Source organism: Solitalea lacus (assembly GCF_022014595.1).
Lineage (GTDB): Bacteria > Bacteroidota > Bacteroidia > Sphingobacteriales > Sphingobacteriaceae > Solitalea > Solitalea lacus.
This window is the reverse complement of the sequence record NZ_CP091740.1, coordinates 2,224,899-2,242,522: the sequence shown is the minus strand read 5'-3', so window position 1 is coordinate 2,242,522 and position 17,624 is coordinate 2,224,899. Positions and strand designations below refer to the sequence as shown.

14 protein-coding genes are annotated in these 17,624 nt (G+C 35.9%); 6 read left to right on the top strand and 8 right to left on the bottom strand.

The features are described from left to right. Positions 1 to 9 precede the first annotated feature (9 nt). The gene (locus tag L2B55_RS09500; protein ID WP_237844399.1) at positions 10 to 1,635 is read left to right on the top strand and encodes a L,D-transpeptidase family protein; all 1,626 of its coding nucleotides are present in this window, start codon (positions 10 to 12) and stop codon (positions 1,633 to 1,635) included. Positions 1,636 to 1,652: 17 nt separating this feature from the next. On the opposite strand, the gene L2B55_RS09495 is transcribed toward L2B55_RS09500, so the two are convergent. From L2B55_RS09495 to L2B55_RS09485, 3 genes are all read right to left on the bottom strand, one after another. Further along, the gene (locus L2B55_RS09495; protein WP_237844397.1) at positions 1,653 to 2,033 is read right to left on the bottom strand and encodes a DUF1398 family protein; all 381 of its coding nucleotides are present in this window, start codon (positions 2,031 to 2,033) and stop codon (positions 1,653 to 1,655) included. A 34-nt stretch (positions 2,034 to 2,067) separates the two neighbouring features. Next, the gene (locus tag L2B55_RS09490; RefSeq protein WP_237844395.1) at positions 2,068 to 2,466 is read right to left on the bottom strand and encodes a hypothetical protein; all 399 of its coding nucleotides are present in this window, start codon (positions 2,464 to 2,466) and stop codon (positions 2,068 to 2,070) included. A gap of 211 nt (positions 2,467 to 2,677) precedes the next feature. After that, entirely contained in the window at positions 2,678 to 3,946 is a 1,269-nt protein-coding gene (locus L2B55_RS09485; RefSeq protein ID WP_237844393.1) for a BamA/TamA family outer membrane protein, read from the bottom strand. Positions 3,947 to 4,239: 293 nt separating this feature from the next. Here L2B55_RS09485 and L2B55_RS09480 point away from each other — a divergent pair, with 293 nt between their 5' ends. Together L2B55_RS09480 and L2B55_RS09475 are read left to right on the top strand one after the other, a co-directional pair. Next, a complete protein-coding gene (locus L2B55_RS09480) occupies positions 4,240 to 5,301 on the top strand; it encodes a PA0069 family radical SAM protein (RefSeq protein ID WP_237844391.1) in 1,062 nt (353 codons plus the stop codon). 245 nt (positions 5,302 to 5,546) lie between these two features. Continuing rightward, the gene (locus L2B55_RS09475) at positions 5,547 to 5,984 is read left to right on the top strand and encodes a GNAT family N-acetyltransferase (protein ID WP_237844389.1); all 438 of its coding nucleotides are present in this window, start codon (positions 5,547 to 5,549) and stop codon (positions 5,982 to 5,984) included. Positions 5,985 to 6,111: 127 nt separating this feature from the next. On the opposite strand, the gene L2B55_RS09470 is transcribed toward L2B55_RS09475, so the two are convergent. From L2B55_RS09470 to L2B55_RS09455, 4 genes are read right to left on the bottom strand one after another with little or no spacing between them, the layout of a single operon-like run. After that, the gene (locus tag L2B55_RS09470) at positions 6,112 to 9,510 is read right to left on the bottom strand and encodes an efflux RND transporter permease subunit (RefSeq protein WP_237844387.1); all 3,399 of its coding nucleotides are present in this window, start codon (positions 9,508 to 9,510) and stop codon (positions 6,112 to 6,114) included. A 49-nt stretch (positions 9,511 to 9,559) separates the two neighbouring features. Further along, the gene (locus tag L2B55_RS09465) at positions 9,560 to 10,681 is read right to left on the bottom strand and encodes an efflux RND transporter periplasmic adaptor subunit (RefSeq protein WP_237844385.1); all 1,122 of its coding nucleotides are present in this window, start codon (positions 10,679 to 10,681) and stop codon (positions 9,560 to 9,562) included. 26 nt (positions 10,682 to 10,707) lie between these two features. Next, positions 10,708 to 12,105 carry a TolC family protein gene (locus tag L2B55_RS09460; protein ID WP_237844383.1) on the bottom strand — a complete coding sequence of 466 codons (1,398 nt, stop codon included), beginning with the start codon at positions 12,103 to 12,105 and terminating at the stop codon, positions 10,708 to 10,710. 6 nt (positions 12,106 to 12,111) lie between these two features. Next, on the bottom strand, positions 12,112 to 12,738 hold the full coding sequence (locus tag L2B55_RS09455; protein ID WP_237844381.1) for a TetR/AcrR family transcriptional regulator: 627 nt from the start codon (positions 12,736 to 12,738) through the stop codon (positions 12,112 to 12,114). Between the two features lie 209 nt (positions 12,739 to 12,947). Between L2B55_RS09455 and purB the strand changes: the two genes are divergently transcribed. Both purB and L2B55_RS09445 read left to right on the top strand, forming a co-directional pair. Then, positions 12,948 to 14,291 (top strand): adenylosuccinate lyase, encoded by a 1,344-nt coding sequence (gene purB / locus L2B55_RS09450; protein ID WP_237844379.1) that lies wholly within the window; start codon positions 12,948 to 12,950, stop codon positions 14,289 to 14,291. Positions 14,292 to 14,466: 175 nt separating this feature from the next. Then, complete coding sequence (locus tag L2B55_RS09445) at positions 14,467 to 15,030, top strand: NifU family protein (RefSeq protein ID WP_237844377.1); 564 nt, start codon at positions 14,467 to 14,469, stop codon at positions 15,028 to 15,030. An 85-nt stretch (positions 15,031 to 15,115) separates the two neighbouring features. Here the strand turns inward: L2B55_RS09445 and L2B55_RS09440 are convergent, their stop codons facing one another. Beyond that, positions 15,116 to 16,108 (bottom strand): outer membrane beta-barrel protein, encoded by a 993-nt coding sequence (locus L2B55_RS09440; RefSeq protein ID WP_237844375.1) that lies wholly within the window; start codon positions 16,106 to 16,108, stop codon positions 15,116 to 15,118. A 277-nt stretch (positions 16,109 to 16,385) separates the two neighbouring features. Between L2B55_RS09440 and L2B55_RS09435 the strand changes: the two genes are divergently transcribed. Next, positions 16,386 to 17,567 carry an AIR synthase related protein gene (locus L2B55_RS09435; protein WP_237844373.1) on the top strand — a complete coding sequence of 394 codons (1,182 nt, stop codon included), beginning with the start codon at positions 16,386 to 16,388 and terminating at the stop codon, positions 17,565 to 17,567. Positions 17,568 to 17,624 lie beyond the last annotated feature (57 nt).

Here is a 17,624-nt window from a genome sequence, read left to right as displayed (position 1 = left end):
TTTCACTCTATGAAATTAAAAACAACCATAATTTTATACACCCTATTTCCTGTTTTACTCTCATCCTGTGTTGGAAAACATAACAAACCCAACCTGAAACCTGTCGATACGATCATAAATGTATCAAACTGGAATAGAACCATCCCTGGTAACTACAGTTCCCAAACTGCTATTCACTTAGACAGCATAACTTTAAATAATTTCATCAATAAATACCCATTACTTTCCTCCTATCAGACGGATATTACTAAATTTTATAAGAATAGAAATTTTGCCTTTGCTTGGTTTGATCGTAAAGGTTTAATTGAGCAGGCTAGTAATTTAAACAATCGGGTTCAACACTTAGATGAAGAAGGTTTAAACGGAAAAATACCTTATGACAGCAAGCTTGATTCACTTATACACTCCATAATAAACAATAAACCGGATGCTACTACGGAATTAATGCTTACCGGCGCCTATTTTGCTTTTTCAAAAATTGCATGGCAAGGTTCTGTAAACGACAAGGAGATGCAAGAGTTAGAGTGGTTCCTTCCGAGAAAAAAGATTGACTTTCAGAAACAACTGGAAGATATAATTAACCAACCTGCATCAAATGTTTTAAGCAAAACACCAGTTTTTCGTCAATATGATTTACTGAAGGATAATTTGAAGCTGTATCGCAAGCTGACAACAAATGAGAACTGGGAGTCACTAAAACTTGATCAAAAAACTTATAACCCAGGCGACTCATCATCCTTACTTTTAGCAATACGCCATCGTTTGTTTTTATTGGGAGACCTAAAAAAAGATAATAAAAATCCATTATTTGATGCTGAATTAATAATGGCAACAAAGCAATTTCAAACCAGACATGGTTTAACTGCCGATGGAGTAATTGGGAATTCATTTATCAATGAACTGAATATAAAACCAAGTGAACGCCTGAAACAACTAATGGTAAACATTGAACGAAGCCGGTGGGTTCCGGAAAAGGTTGAAGGAAAACATATAATTATTAACATCCCCGCCTTTAAGCTGTATATATTCAATTCAGATACTTTAGAATGGGGGTGTAATGTGGTAGTTGGAAAGGTGATGCATCAAACTGTAATTTTTAATGGAAACTTAAGATATATTGTTTTTAGCCCATATTGGAATGTCCCGCCAAGCATAACACGTAATGAAATATTACCTGAAATGAGTAAAAACAGTAATTACTTACGAGACCACAACATGGAAATTACCGGCTATATGGGACAACTTCCGGTGCTGAGGCAACTTCCTGGCCCAACAAATTCACTTGGACAGGTAAAATTCCTCTTTCCAAATACATATAATATTTATTTGCACGATACACCTTCAAAATCTTTATTCAAAGAAGATCAAAGGGCTTTTAGTCATGGATGCATTCGAGTAAGCGAACCAAAGAAACTTGCTGAACTTTTATTAAAGGACGATAATACATGGACCAGTGATAAGATTACAGAAGCGATGAATGCAAACCAGGAGCTCTATGTTACTTTAAAAAAGTCAGTGCCAGTGTACATTGGTTACTTCACGGCTTTTGTTGATCACAACGGCTTATTAAACTTCAGAAAAGACGTATACAAAAAAGATAACCGTTTGGAAGAAATGCTCTTTAGTAAAAATTAAAGATTGACTGAATGAATTTAAATTGGAATAGATTCTTCATAGAATCCACCAAATCCAATATAAGTAACACGTTTATTTTCACCGGTTAATGTTGCTTCATAAAATCTGACCCCCGCAGCTCCTATTGCATGCATAAATTCAGGATATGTGGTTTTACCTTGTTGATTATCTCTGATTGCCATTACAGTTAAATCAGCACTAAAACGCTCAAAAATTGACCTATTATCAACTTCACCCACATGCAATAAATTCTCCCCGTCTGCTAAACGATATAATATTGAACCGGTTGCTACATCAACTGTATAAGATTGGATTCCTAATTCAATCAGCTTTTGGACAAGATCAGGATAACTCTTTACAGATTGATAAACTTCCAATATTTTATCGTGTAAACTCATGTTTCTAATGGTTGTTGTGATTATTCCATGATAATCAATCCCCTGGACATGCTCTGAATGCATTTCCTTGCTCAGTACCGGTAGTGCTTATGAATTTGTATTGGGCCCTTAGCTGCCCTTCAACGGCAGTACCTTTTACGTTAAGTGTAATTACAGTTCCTTTTTTCACAGGAGCACTTAACGTAAAATTATCACCTGGATTGGGAACCGTAATTACTCCATCAGTTCCTCTATAAGTTATGGAGCTTATAGTACTGCCATTACCTTCCTTGGTAACTGTATAGGTAACTGTACCATCGTTGTTAGTTGTGTAGCTTTCGGTAGAAAAATCACAAGACACTGTATCGGCATCACTTTTACTGCATGTAAACAATGTAACGCTGATCAAAAGTATAATTACAATGATTGTATGGCGTGGCTTAATGTTATGCATTACTTTCAGATGATTAGTTTGATTTATCCCTATATCTCGCAAAACATATGCCTTTTTGTCTACAAAACCCTAACTTTCCTGCATAAAATATTTTAAAAACCTAAATATCAACTACATAACAATAAAATATTTCGACTCTTTATGGGCCTATAGCCACCAAAAGAGTCGAAATAATTATAGTATTAAGTATACTCTTAGTTGCTTTCAGACCTTAGAATGATTCTCCGGCATTGAGATAAAATCCTTTTGATTTTCGTCCCCAAGCGTAATTAAATATGAGGTTTGTTCTCGTTTTTTTATCTAATAATATTCTAAATCCAACTCCAAAAGCGGGCTGTATTGAGTCAAACAGTTTTACATCGCGGTCTTTATCGCTTGCTGTGGTAAAATCACCAAATACAGTTCCACTGAACAACTGGTTTTTACTTATTGGAAATCGATATTCAGTTTCAAGATACACTAAATTATTTCCTCTGAATACTCCCTGAGTATACCCTTTACCTCCTCTACTTCGTTGATCCCAGCCAATTGATGGTAAGTTAAGATATGGCACCTTTCCGCTGGTTACAAATTGACCATATACCCAAATACCCCACACATGTTGCAAATTAGTTTTACTTAATGGTTTAAAATATCTCATTTCAGCAAACAACACAGTACTGGTGTAATCATTTTTTCCTATAGCGGGATTTAATCTGAAATTTAGGTTACCGTACAATCCATGATTAGGATTAATTTGGTTATCTCGAGAGTCGTAAAGAAAATTTAAACTTACCCCATATACATAATACTTTTTCGGATCAAATCCATATTTGGTGCTATAATTATAATGTGCTGTATAACGTTGGTTGGCAGTATCTAAATTATTATCATCTATACTTGTATAGCCATCCAAATGTAATCCGGCCCCTACATAAAAGTTGTTCTTTACAAGCCAGGATGCTGTTTGGTGAAATTTAATGTAATTATAATCCATTGGCTGAGACAAAGAATCAAGACTAAAACCTTCATCATCTTTTGCAGGGGGAATAATATCAGTACCTAAGCCATAATTGGGTTGTGAAAAGATATAAAAACGCCAATCGCCACTTAGAAAAATTTTGTTACCGGAAAGCAGCACATTATTTTTCATATTGATTAACCATTGGTCTTTAGTAGTGTAGGTGGCGTTAAGGTTTATAGTTGAATATTTATCCTCTGGTTTCAGTCCTTTAAACGTATACTGCCCCGTAAAGCCAAACATAAAACCAGTAGCAGGCTGGGATCCAATAACCGGTATTAGAAGAAAGAAACTATCCTTTTTTTCTGCAATCTTAATAGAATCTTTTTTCTTTTTCTTGAAGAGCACGTCACCAATATCCTTAATTTGTGTACTTATTAAGGTATCAGTTTTTGACTGAGCTATACTAAATTCATAGCTAAATAATAGAACCAATACAAGATAGGCGTGCTTAAAATGTTTTGTATAGGCTAGTTGCATATGTAAAATTTAGATTTGAATTATCCTCCTGTAACCGCCAGGTCGAACATCTCTTTCAGCTTCATAGGCAATGATTTTTTCACAACGATGATTTAAAAGAATAGTTAATAATGAAGCTTCTAAAGTGAGTTCGGAATGCGATTCACTACTTTAATTTACACATAATAATCAATATAAAGCACTACTTTACAGACAATTAAAATCATAAAGCATCTTTTAACAAATAGTACCTTCAAATAATTTGTTCATGACAATTTTAAAAAAAATACTAATTTTTTTAGTATTTTTATAAAATGGATACGATGGACTATTTTAAAGGAAGGGGGGCTCAAATTAATACCCAAAACCCTTATTTGAAGCAAGAATATGTAACGGAACATATTGAAGGGCTGGATGAACCTTTGTTAGAAAATTCAGCCACACAGCTATTCAAAGAATCTGCTAAAAAAATTGTCAATAAAATTGAAAGTCCTGATTTACCACTTATGTTCTCAATTAATCCGTACCAAGGTTGTGAACATGGTTGTATATATTGTTATGCTCGCAATGCACATCAGTATTGGGGGTTTAGCGCCGGACTTGATTTTGAAAGAAAAATCATTGTTAAACATAATGCAGCTGAACTTCTGATCAAAAATTTTGAAGGAAAGAACTGGACCCCTACTCCAATTCTCCTTTCCGGAAACACAGATTGTTACCAACCTATTGAGAGAAAACTCAAAATTACCCGTTCATTGCTCAAGGTTTTTCTGAAATATAAAAACCCGGTAAGCATTATTACCAAAAACAACCTTATTCTAAGAGATATGGATCTTTTAACCGAACTCAATTCTTTTAACCTTGTTCATGTGAACATAAGTATAACATCACTGAATGAAAAATTAAGACAAGTACTAGAACCGAGAACCGTTACAGGTGAAGGCCGTATCCAAATCATAAAACAACTAACTGAAAGAAACATTCCTGTACGAGTAATGGTGGCTCCAATCATACCAGCATTAAACAGTGAAGAAATTCCATCAATAATTAAAAAAGCCGCAGAAGCAGGCGCATCAGATGCGGGTTATACTATAGTAAGACTAAATGGATCTATCGGAGATCTCTTTACTGATTGGATATATAAAAATTATCCCGACAGAGCTGAAAAGGTTTTAAACCTGATTAAGGAGTGTCATGGAGGGCAGTTAAACGATAGCCGTTATGGAACCAGAATGCGTGGAGAAGGAAATGTTGCCGAATCAATAAGAAACTTGTTTAAACTATCCGTTGCAAAGTACCTGGCTAATAGGCAAATGCGAGAATACAGCATACACTATTTCAACAATCAACACAACAAACAACTAAACTTATTTTAAATCGCGGAGCCATTTAAGACTTCTTACCATATCACTAAAACCTTACGTCAAAAAACATCAATTCCTATCATTTGAATTTAAATACTTGAAAAGAACATTGCTTGAATAAAATTGTTGTAGAAACTAGTAACTCAATACAATTCAATTGTTTCACATCAATTTTAAAATATAAAATAAATTTTAACTTTGCGCCGCTTAATTATTGCGCTCTCAATTGAATTGTTTGATCGGTACGGTACGGCGTCATGCATGTAAAATTTATTTCGGCTGAAGACACATTTTGTCTTCGCCAACGGGTATTAAAACCTGGAGTTGCAATTAATTCTTGTTATTTTCCAAAGGATAACGAGCCTGAGACTTTTCACCTGGCTGTTGTTGAAAATGATGAAATAATAAGTATAGGATCTTTTAATCGATCTAACCTCCCTTACTTTGGTAGTACAGCTCAATACCATTTAAAAGGAATGGCGACTTCTCTTGAGCATAGGGGCAAAAACGCAGGAAGTGTTTTAGTCAGATTCGCTATTGATTATTTAAAACAAAAAGATATTCACCTACTTTGGTGTAATGCCCGGGTTTCTGCTGTAGGATTTTATCAAAAATTAGGCTTTACCAGCATTGGAGATGCTTTTGAAGTTGAAGGAATAGGTATGCATCAAACCATGTATATCAATTTCAATTAAAATAAACCAGGAAATTATCTTATAAAAAAGCAAGCAATTCACCTATGAACTGCTTGCTTTTCTTTTTTAGTTACACCATAAAAAAGCCCCCTGCTTTCGCAGGAAGGCTCAAACACAAAAAAGTATTTTATTCTGCTAATTCAAGTTCAACTTTTTTAGCATGCTTTGTTTTTCCTTTAATTCTGGCTTTGGCGCTATATACAAGATAGTACATAATTGGTACTAGAATTAGCGTAAGGAAAGTTGCAAAGGCCAGACCAAAAATCATTGTCCATGATAAGGGTCCCCAGAATGCAACACTATCGCCACCAAAGAAAATATGAGGGTTCAAATCTGTAAACAAGGTAACAAAGTCAATATTTAAACCCACAGCCAGAGGAACTAAGCCCAACATAGTTGCAGATGCTGTTAAGATTACTGGCGTCATACGAGTTCTACCAGCTTCAATAATAGCTTCTTTCAACTCAAAACCTTGCTCAAGCAGTAAATCGGTAAACTCTACCAATAGGATACCGTTCCGAACAACAATTCCAGCTAATGCCACAATACCAATACCTGTCATTACAATAGAAATTTCCATCTTAAACAAGGCAAAGCCTAAAAGAACTCCGGTAATACTGAATAAAATTTCAGAAAGAATGATAATCGGTTTACCAACTGAATTAAATTGAGTTACTAAGATGAGGAATATCAGTCCTAAGGACACCAACATTGCTGTTCCTAAAAACGCACCGGTCTCAGCTTGTTCCTCCTGCTCTCCACCCATTTTTATTTGAACTGATGGAGGAACTTGGAAATCAAGCAAGGCTTTTTGAATATTACCAACAACTTCATTAGCATTGTAATTACCCAATACGTTGGAGGAAATGGTTACCAAACGTTTTTGATTTTTACGCTTAATACCGGCATAAGACGTTGAATAATGAATATCAGCTACTGCAGATAGGGGAATCTGACGAATTGCTCCACCCATGTTCATATCGCGGTAGGTTAACTTCATATTCATTAAGGAATTGATATTATTACGCTGATCTTCTTTTACACGCACCTGGATTTTGTAATCGTCCTTATCATCCCGGAATTTTGAGGCTTCATTACCAAATATGGCTGTACGCAATTCCATACCAATTTGCCCGGTACTGATACCTTCCCTACCTGCACGTTCACGATCAATATCAACTACTATTTCAGGTTTATCACTTTCAAAATCCGACTTTAACTCTTCAACCCCTCCAATTTGTAATGAATCTAAGTACCGTTTTAGTTTATTTGAAGTACCAACCAACTCATCAAAATTATCTCCGGCAATTTCAATACTGATTGGTTTACCGGTTGGAGGTCCGTTTTGTTCCTGATCAACAGAAATCTCAGCGCCTGGAATACCTTTTACAGCTTCGCGAATTTTTGCTAAGTAGTCTCTTGTTGATTCTCCGTTTCGTTTTGCAAAATCAACAAACGCAATACCTACTTTTCCTAAATGTGGTTGGGCATTGCCCCCTCCCATAGGATCTTCACTGGCACCAATTGAAACATTGGCAATAACTGATTCCACAATTGGATTGTTTTTCCCAATTACTTTAAAGATTCTACCTTCTACCACTTTAGTAATCGAATCAGTATATTTCTGGTCGGTACCAATTGGCATACGAATGTATGTGTAAATGAAGTTAGGGTCACTTTGTGGGAAGAAAACCACTTTGGGCTGACGAATTCCAAAGAAAACAAACGAAAAGATCAAAAGGCCAAATGTTCCTAACAACAACCATGTTGGACGGCTTTTACCAAGTGACCAGGTAATTAATTGCTTATACTTTTCCTGAACCGCTGGCCAGCGTCTTTCCTGAAAATTACGAATCACCCCGGTTAACACAAATCTATTCAGTGCATATAAGCCGAACAAGGCTATAATCAAGTTACCCATCCCGAATAACCCGCTCAAATAGAATAATAAGGCCAATCCAACCATTACAACGGCTGTAACCTTAAATCCTTTGGTAACTTTCTTCGATTCCTGATGATGATCATCGGTATGAGGCTTCATGAAATCAACCGCAAAAACAGGATTAATGATATAAGCAACCAATAATGACGCGAGTAAAGTCACAATTAATGTAATCGGTAAATAGAACATGAACTTACCAATTACCCCTTGCCAAAATGCCAATGGAATAAATGGCGCTAACGTAGTAAGAGTACCTGATAATACCGGGAGGAAAACCTCACCAGTTGCCATTTTTGCCGCTTTCTTTATCGGTACCTGCCCATTATCGAATATCCGGTGCGTATTTTCAATCACCACAATGGCATCATCCACCACAATTCCCAAAGCCAAAAGGAAAGAGAACAACACGATCATATTTAAGGTAAACCCTATCCAAGGCATTACCAAAAAAGCAATAAACATTGACAAGGGAACGGAAAGCGCTACGAAAATTGCATTGGTAGTACCCATGAAGAACATCAGGATAATTGTTACCAAAATAAACCCGATGATGATAGTATTAATCAAATCATGCAGGGTAATACGTGTTTCGTCTGATTGATCACCAGTAATTACCACCTTTAGACCAGATGGAAATGTATTGGCCTCCATATCTTTTACAATTTCACGAATTTTATCTGAAGCATTAATCAGGTTTTGTCCACTGCGCTTAACCACGTTTAAGGTAATTACATTCTTACCATCTAAACGGGCAAAACTTTCCTGTTCCGCAAACGAATCTTTAACATCAGCTATATCTTTCAGGAATACGGTAGCCCCTGAGGCCCCTCGAATAATAATATTGCCGATAGTTTGAGCATCCCTGAACTGGCCATTTACACTTAAGGTACGTTTCATACCATCCATGGCAATTTGACCACCTGTAAGGTTTACGTTCTCTGAACGTATGGCACTCTCAATATCATAAAAAGAGATATTGGCGGCCATCATTTTATACATATCAACATTGATCTGGAATTCACGATCAAGTGCACCAACAAGATCAACGCGGGTAATTTCTCCTAATGACTCAATGCGATCTTGCAGTTGTTCAGCATATTCCTTAATTGTTTCAAGATCATAATCACCTGAAATATTGACGTTCATAATTGGAATTTCCGAAACATCAATGCGAATAACCTGTGGTTGGCGAGTCAAATCGTCTGGTAAATCATCCTTTGCCCGATCAACCGCATCCTTTACTTTTTGAAGAGCTGCATCAACATCCACATCAGTATTAAACTCTACAATAATATTCGAAAAGTCTTGAACAGAATTGCTTGTTATCTTTTTAACTCCTGATATAGATTTCACCTGTTTCTCAATTTGTTTGGTCACCAGGTTCTCAATATTAGTTGGAGAAACACCCAAATAGACGGTTGAAATGTACATTTGAGGGAAAACCACCTCAGGAAATTGTTCTTTCGGCAATTTAAAATACGATAACAACCCGGCAAGTGTGATAATAACCGTAAGTACGTAAATACTTGTTTTATTATCTATGGCCCAACTTGAAGGCTTAAATTCTTTAAAAATGTCTTTCATCTTTTAGCTATTAAATGTTAGCTTTTTAGTAAGCACAAAACTTATTTCTTTAAAATTTGATAGCTTCACCATCATTTAAGCCTTGATAGCCAATTGTAATTAACTTATCTCCTTCTGATAAACCGTTAACAATTTCAGCTTTACCATTATAAATTTTACCTACTTTAACTGCTTTTTTGCGTGCTACTTCTTTTCCGTTTGCCTTATCAGCTACCAGTACAAATGTTTCATTATTTACATTTTGAACTGCATTAACTGGAATTGTTACCGCTTTGGCAGAATTATAATCTACAATTTTCATTACAGCCACCATGTTGGCACGGTAAGCAGGATCCGAAGGCAATTTTGCTTCAACCGTAAATGAACGGGTTAACGGATCAATTGAACGGCTAACGAAAGAAACATGTGCGTTTACTTCTTTATTTAAATCTGGCAATACTATTTTAACCTCATCACCTTGCTGTACATTTGCTGCATAACTTTCAGCAACAGTTGCACGAGCTTTAAGATTTCCGGCATTTACCACCCTGAATGAAGGCATACCTGGAGATGCAGCATCGCCTAATTTTGCAATAACGGCATCAACAGTACCGTTAATTGGGGATTTAATTTTAGTTAGATCGGCCTGATCATCCATAGAAGCTAATTGACGTTCAAGACCTTCCTTAGCACTCTTTGCTTGCAAATACTGAATTTCAGTTCCTATTTTTTGATCCCAAAGCGCTTTTTGACGATTGTAAACAGTATTGGCCAACGCCAAATTAGTTTTAACAACCTCTATTTGACTTAATAAAACGGCATTGTTAAGTTGAGCCAGCACCTGCCCTTTTTTTACACCCTGCCCCTCGGTAACATAAATATTTGTAATTGTACCGGGTGCTTGTGCTGAAACATTTACGTTTTCAACGGCTTCAATTCTTCCTTGAATATCTATATAGTGTTTAAAACTTCCAGATGTTACCCCAGCAATTTCAACAAACCGTACTTTTCTGGTTGTAGAGGTATCTGTTTTTGCCAATTCACCTTCAATTTCTTTGATTTGAGCGGCAATTTTAGCTTGTTCTTTCTTTAAATTTTCAAGCTGTGTTTTTTTATCAGTAGAGTTGGTGCTTCCGCAAGAGGCCATTAACCCAGCTAAAGCAATAATCGAAATTGATTTATACGTATTCATTTGAGTAGCTTTTACAGTTTAGTTGATTAATTAAAATTTCCCATAGCTTTTTGTAATTCAATCCATGATAGAATTGCACTATAAACAGCCGTGTAATAATTATTTTCGGCAGATTTAAGATCAGTTTCGGCTGTTGTAACCTCCAAGCTTGAACCCACACCCTGATTATACTTTATCTTTGTTACCCTTGCCACTTCTCTCGCCAGTTCAAGATTTCTGTTTTGGTTATCTACCTCATCTTTGTTATTTTCAAACCCTACCGCAGCATTTTTCAATGAAAGGTTCAACGTATTTTTAAGGTTCACCATATCGTTTTCCGTTTTGGTAAGGTTAAACTTTGCCATGTTTATACGCTGTTGGCGTTGGCCGCTGCTCCATAATGGAATTGAGAACCTGACACCTACCAGATTGGTTGGGAAAAACTTTTCAAATGTTTTGATAAACGAATTATTCTGTCCTGTTTGGCCAAAGCTTGCATAAGCGGCAACACTTGGCACATAAGCCAACTTATAGCGTTTTAAGTCATATTCTAACAAACGCTTTTGAGTTTGAAGCAAAGAGTACTCAATACGGTTTTCAACATTGACACCTTCGAGTGAAGGCATCATGGCATCAAGCTTCATATCTTCCAGTTTTTGATTAACAACTAAACTATCAGTTACCGGCATCCCCATCTGATACTTTAGCAAATAAGCATTCAGATCCGATAAGCGTTTAATTGTTTTCTTTTGAGTTTCAGCATTGTTTAGCAATACCTTTATACGTTCTACATCAATTTTTTCAGCAAACCCACTTTTATTCAAAGCTTCGGTTTGTTTGTAGGCTTCACGTAAACGCTCAATCGATATTTCAACAGTATTCAAATAAGCATTATTTACAATTACACTGTAATATGCTTTTGAAACTGCTTCTTTGGTGTCAATCTGCGTTCTTTTAACATTTTTGGTAGATAATTCTTTATACACCTTTGCAGCTTTAAGTCCCATTAAATAAGTTCCATCAAACAACAATTGTGAAATACTTAATGTAGCTGTAAATGTGTTTTTTGTACCAAATTGAGCAGGAACTCCACCAAATTCAGAAGGTTTGGTAATTGGACCGTTATTGCCTTCAACACCTTCCTTCTCTAAAACTCCATAAACAGCTGGACTAATAAAGTCAGGAATAATTGTGGTAGGAATATCCATAAAATGCTGAAAATTTGCTTCACCATTTACTTGGGGCAATCCAATTCCTAAAGTTTCTTTCACTTTAGCTGAAGCAGTTTGTTCATCCAATTTGGCATTTAAAATGGTATTCTGATGTTCATAGGCATAACTTAAACAATCCTCCAGTTTAAAAACATGCACCTGCGCTCGCTCTTGGGCAAGAGCCGAACCCGTTGTTAGTAAACCTGTCATGATAAGTGTTAGTAGAGGTTTCATAATAGTTTATTCTTCTTCGGTTACTTGTAAGTATTTATTGATTAGTTTATGTCCTTTTAGGGTTGCAACTCCGTGCATAAAATGATCGGTAAGTTGATTTTGTACTTCGTTAATATTGAAACGGGTAGCAGGAAAATACAATGGATTAAAAATGCTTGAAACCTGCAACACACGCATGTGTGCTAAAATTTCAAGGTTAATACCTTTTCGATAAAGTCCTTTTTCCACACCCTTCGTCAAATTCTGTAAAATGCAATTGTATACGTGATTGAACTTAAACTCTTCAAAAGAGTTCCATGCATTGGCATGGTACTTTTGCAAATCATAAAACATGCTCGGATTAATCGTTTTCAGCATTTTCTCAACCTGTTCTGTCATAAGAAAAATTTCATGAATCGGGTCATTGGCCTTTGAAGCACATTCATCCATTTCAATCACATGTCTATCCAAAACAAAACGAATCAATTGAGTTACCAGATCATCTTTATCATTGTAATACAGGTAAATAGTTTTTTTTGACATGGCAAGTTCACGTGCTATGTCATCCATGGTAATACTTTTCACTCCGTATGTTGAAAACAATTTGTACGAAGCTTCAAGTATGCGTAGTCGTTGGAGTTCTTCTTTTTCCATTTCAAAACAAAACTATGGAAACAAATTCAACTTCAAAAGTTTCCAGCGTTTCCGTCACGCACATTTTACAAAGCATGCACAATAAATGTTCAACCAACAGTCAATTCGTTTAAGCAAAAAGCATTGTTCTTTCGTGTATAATAGCATTTACTGTTAATTATTTGCGCTTTTTTTGGCATCTTTGCATTTTCAAAAAAATCGTTCCTTATATGTTGGTAAATACACTTACGGCAATCTCTCCTGTTGATGGCCGATATAGAAATGCTACTCATGAACTGGCAGCTTACTTTTCTGAAGCAGCTTTAATTGAATACCGCGTTCGCGTAGAAATTGAATACTTTATTGCACTTTGCGAACTTCCTTTACCTCAACTAGCAGATTTTGACAAATCGAAATATGAGCAACTGCGTGAAATTTATACTGATTTCAGTGAGGATGATGCCGAGCAAATAAAAGAGATTGAAAAGACCACCAACCATGATGTTAAAGCGGTAGAATACTTTATTAAGGAGCAGTTTGATAATCTTAACCTGGAAAAATATAAAGAATTCATCCATTTTGGTCTGACATCTCAAGACATTAATAATACAGCTACTCCGTTAATGCTTAAGCATGCTGTTGAGCGTGTTTATCTTCCTGAATTTACTAAGCTACTTACCCGCTTAAAAGAGCTTCGTGATGAGTGGGCAGAAATCTCAATGATGGCGCGCACACATGGCCAGCCAGCTTCACCAACTAAACTAGGTAAGGAAATCGGAGTATTCATTGAGCGTTTTGAGGCGCAACTTAATTTGTTGAAACAAGTTCCTTTTTCTGCAAAATTTGGTGGAGCCACAGGTAATTTCAATGCACATAAAGCGGCTTATCCTAATACTGATTGGATTGCCTTCGGAAATAAATTCGTTAATGAACAATTGACATTGAATCGATCTCAATTAACAACACAAATTGAGCATTATGATAACTTTGCAGCTCATTGCGATAGCTTTAAACGCATCAACAACATTTTGATTGACCTTGATCGTGATTTCTGGACATATATTTCTATGAATTATTTCCGCCAGAAAATAAAAGCCGGTGAAGTTGGTTCATCAGCAATGCCTCACAAGGTTAATCCAATCGATTTTGAAAACTCTGAAGGTAACCTTGGAATTGCTAATGCTTTATTTGAGCATTTTGCAGCAAAATTACCTATCTCTCGTTTACAACGTGATTTAACTGATTCAACCGTATTACGTAATATTGGCGTACCAATTGCCCATACTATTATTGCATATAAAGCTACAATAAAAGGTTTAAACAAACTTTTATTGGATAAGGCCACTATCGATGCTGATTTAGATAACAATTGGGCCGTTGTTGCTGAAGCAATTCAAACTGTTTTACGCAGAGAAGGCTACCCTAAACCATACGAAGCTTTAAAAGAGCTTACTCGCACAAATGAGCAGATTACTCAGAAAAGTATCCATACGTTTATTGACAGCTTAAATGTAAGCGATTCGGTAAAAAATGAGTTAAAACAATTTAGTCCACATTCATACACCGGGTATTAATATCCTGGTAGTTTACAGAGATATAATGCAGAGTTAATCAGCTCTGCATTATTTTTTTCCACTGAATCTCACAACGGCATAATTTGAACTTATTACGCCTCTATTTCTAAAATCTAAAAATCATAAAACCTTTTTTGTCTATCTTTGTACTTATTCTAAATAAACAGACAAAAGGATGAGTTTAACAGCAACTGTAAACGTTTATACCGAAATAACGCCTAATCCGGCTACTATGAAGTTTATTACTAATAAACTTTTAATCAATGGTAGCAAAGACTTTGCAACTAAGGAAAGCGCCCAAGACTCTCCTTTTGCACGTGAATTATTCAAATTTTCATTTGTTGATGGTGTTTTCTTTGCAAGTAATTTTGTTACCGTGACTAAAGTTGCCGGTGCCGACTGGGATGATCTTGTTCCCATTTTAAAAGAATTTGTAAAAGGAGCTGTTGAATCGGAACTTAAAATTGTGGATAATCACAAGGAAGAAGTAATTTTTGAAGGAACCGATATTGAGAAAAAAATCCAACAAATTTTACATGATTATGTACGCCCGGCTGTGGAGCAAGACGGAGGCGCAATTCACTACAAATCATTTGATGAAGCAGGAGTTGTAACCGTAGTATTAAAAGGATCATGCAGCGGCTGTCCGTCTTCAACTATAACTTTAAAAGCAGGAATTGAAAACCTTCTAAAACGAATGGTACCTGAAGTAACTGAAGTAGTTGCTGAAGCAATGTAATTCCCCTAACCTTTCATATAAGTGAAAAGGCCTGAAATTAAGTTTAATTTCAGGCCTTTTCACTTATAGCTTTCTTTAGGCTATTTTAAAAACTATACTTCAATCCAACGCTAAAACCTAAACCACCAATATTTATATAATTTCTATTATCATCTAACGGTTTATTTTCATCAAAAGAAGCTTTGTTAGTAATACGGTTATTAGATGTAGTGGTTAACTCTTTTTGATAATTTGTTTGGCGCTCATATGTTTTCAAATCATTAATACCCCGCGATTGAATCACCGTTCCATTAGCAGCTAATCGAGTAACCCTTGTGTATTCAGTAGTCTCTTTGTTTTTACTACCTACCGGAATATTTCGATATTCAGTTTCAGCGTAGAAACCTAAATTTTCCATGAACTTGTAACTTACACCCAAGGCTCCTTGAAAACCGATAGTAGGTTTAGGATCGACCTTTTCAACTCTGGAAACTTCAGTAATAATTTGTTGGCCAAGTAACGGGGAATTAGGATCGGTTATAATACCAGGTCGTTTTCCCGATGATTCAATAGTTAATGTACCCCAAAGTGGTACTGTAAAACCAATGCGGGTATATGGTTTAAATTTACCCTCAATAGGTAAGGCAAAAACCAAGCTTGGCGCTAAAGTAACAGCCTGAACATAACCTCTTGATTTTCGAGATGCAATTACATTTCCACCGGCAAATACTTCATCTGAAGACATCAGATTTTTAACGCTTTTAAAATAGTTTACATCCACTTCAACACCTAAGGTTTTATTAAACATATAACCTCCAGCAATACCACCACGAACTCCTTCTCCATATGAACCGGTAAGGTTTTTCATGTAGGTTGTATCTCTGGCACCAGTAGCCGGATTTAATAGGTTACCTTGAGTTGCATAGGGCTGAAATTCGCTTACATTGGGAAACTCCCCCGGGGTAATGCTAAAAAAATAACTTGCTCCACCTCTAATATACCAACCGCGACCAGCCTTAGGTTCCACATCAACATTTTGTGCCAATGCCCCTGTACATAATATCGTCATCATAAGGGCTGATAGTAAAATTTTCTTCATAATGCTATTGAATAAATTGTATATAAATTACTAATAATAAATGAGTTGTTAGTAATTTGAACGGCGAAATTCAGGCATTAAGTATTTAATACAAAACAACAAACTACAATGCATGCATAACATATTGGCACTCAAAAGAAAAAAATTTATGAATGATAAATATTTCCCTAATAATTATATTATCCCCATCTGGATTTTTAATCATACAATTACCTCCCAAGTAATTAGCATTAAAAAAGCACCCTCATCAACCCCTAAAAAATTTTATCTTTGCGCTATGCAAACAGATGCTCGTTATAATTTAAGAGGTGTATCGGCTTCCAAAGAAGATGTTCATGCCGCTATTCAAAATATTGATAAGGGAATTTTCCCTAAAGCTTTCTGCAAAATAATTCCTGATGTTTTAGGTGGTGATGAGGCCTACTGCAACATTATGCATGCCGACGGCGCCGGAACCAAATCATCACTTGCCTATATTTACTGGAAAGAAACCGGAGATATTAGCGTTTGGAAAGGTATAGCTCAGGATGCCATCATCATGAATATTGATGACTTGTTATGTGTTGGTGCTGTTGATAATATTTTGCTTTCTTCAACCATTGGCCGAAATAAAAATTTGATTCCGGGAGAAGTAATTGCGGCCATTATTAACGGAACTGAAGAAATTTTGACTGAATTACGTGAACATGGCATCAGCATTTATTCAACTGGTGGAGAAACCGCTGATGTGGGCGATTTAGTAAGAACCATTATCGTTGACTCAACAGTTACCTGCCGAATGAAACGTGAAGATGTAATTTCAAATGATCGCATCAAGGCAGGCGATGTAATTGTAGGTTTAACATCTTATGGAAAAACCACTTATGAATCAGAATATAATGGTGGTATGGGCAGCAACGGTTTAACATCTGCACGTCATGATGTGTTTAACAAAACCATTGCCGATAAATTCCCGGAAAGTTATGACCCTGCCGTTCCTTACGAACTTGTTTTCTCTGGCAATAAAAATCTAACAGATAAGGTTGAGGTTGAAGGATTCGGTCAAATTAATGCAGGAAAGTTAGTTTTGTCTCCAACCCGCACTTATGCGCCTGTTATTAAAAAGATTTTAGAAAAGTACAGAAAACAAATTAATGGAATGGTGCATTGCAGCGGAGGCGCTCAAACTAAAGTATTGCACTTTATTGATGATTTACACGTTATCAAAGACAACTTATTCCCAGTACCTCCATTGTTTAAGTTAATACAAGAGCAATCAAATACCGATTGGAAGGAAATGTACAAAGTATTTAACATGGGGCATCGTATGGAATTATATGTTCCGGAAGAAATTGCCGCAGACATAATCAGTATTAGTAAATCATTTAATATTGATGCCCAAATTGTGGGACGCGTTGAAGAATATACGGGTAAAAAAGTGACTATAAAATCAGAATTCGGAGAGTTTATTTACAAATAAACACCTGATAATCACATAAAAAAAGAGATGTTTCAACAACGAAACATCTCTTTTTTT

Bases quoted from the DNA above. Each gene is read 5' to 3' on its own strand.
- L2B55_RS09500 (WP_237844399.1), top strand. From the start codon at position 10: ATGAAATTAAAAACAACCATAATTTTATACACCCTATTTCCTGTTTTA.
- L2B55_RS09495 (WP_237844397.1), bottom strand. From the start codon at position 2,033: ATGAGTTTACACGATAAAATATTGGAAGTTTATCAATCTGTAAAGAGT.
- L2B55_RS09490 (WP_237844395.1), bottom strand. From the start codon at position 2,466: ATGCATAACATTAAGCCACGCCATACAATCATTGTAATTATACTTTTG.
- L2B55_RS09485 (WP_237844393.1), bottom strand. From the start codon at position 3,946: ATGCAACTAGCCTATACAAAACATTTTAAGCACGCCTATCTTGTATTG.
- L2B55_RS09480 (WP_237844391.1), top strand. From the start codon at position 4,240: ATGGATACGATGGACTATTTTAAAGGAAGGGGGGCTCAAATTAATACC.
- L2B55_RS09475 (WP_237844389.1), top strand. From the start codon at position 5,547: ATGCATGTAAAATTTATTTCGGCTGAAGACACATTTTGTCTTCGCCAA.
- L2B55_RS09470 (WP_237844387.1), bottom strand. From the start codon at position 9,510: ATGAAAGACATTTTTAAAGAATTTAAGCCTTCAAGTTGGGCCATAGAT.
- L2B55_RS09465 (WP_237844385.1), bottom strand. From the start codon at position 10,681: ATGAATACGTATAAATCAATTTCGATTATTGCTTTAGCTGGGTTAATG.
- L2B55_RS09460 (WP_237844383.1), bottom strand. From the start codon at position 12,105: ATGAAACCTCTACTAACACTTATCATGACAGGTTTACTAACAACGGGT.
- L2B55_RS09455 (WP_237844381.1), bottom strand. From the start codon at position 12,738: ATGGAAAAAGAAGAACTCCAACGACTACGCATACTTGAAGCTTCGTAC.
- purB (WP_237844379.1), top strand. From the start codon at position 12,948: ATGTTGGTAAATACACTTACGGCAATCTCTCCTGTTGATGGCCGATAT.
- L2B55_RS09445 (WP_237844377.1), top strand. From the start codon at position 14,467: ATGAGTTTAACAGCAACTGTAAACGTTTATACCGAAATAACGCCTAAT.
- L2B55_RS09440 (WP_237844375.1), bottom strand. From the start codon at position 16,108: ATGAAGAAAATTTTACTATCAGCCCTTATGATGACGATATTATGTACA.
- L2B55_RS09435 (WP_237844373.1), top strand. From the start codon at position 16,386: ATGCAAACAGATGCTCGTTATAATTTAAGAGGTGTATCGGCTTCCAAA.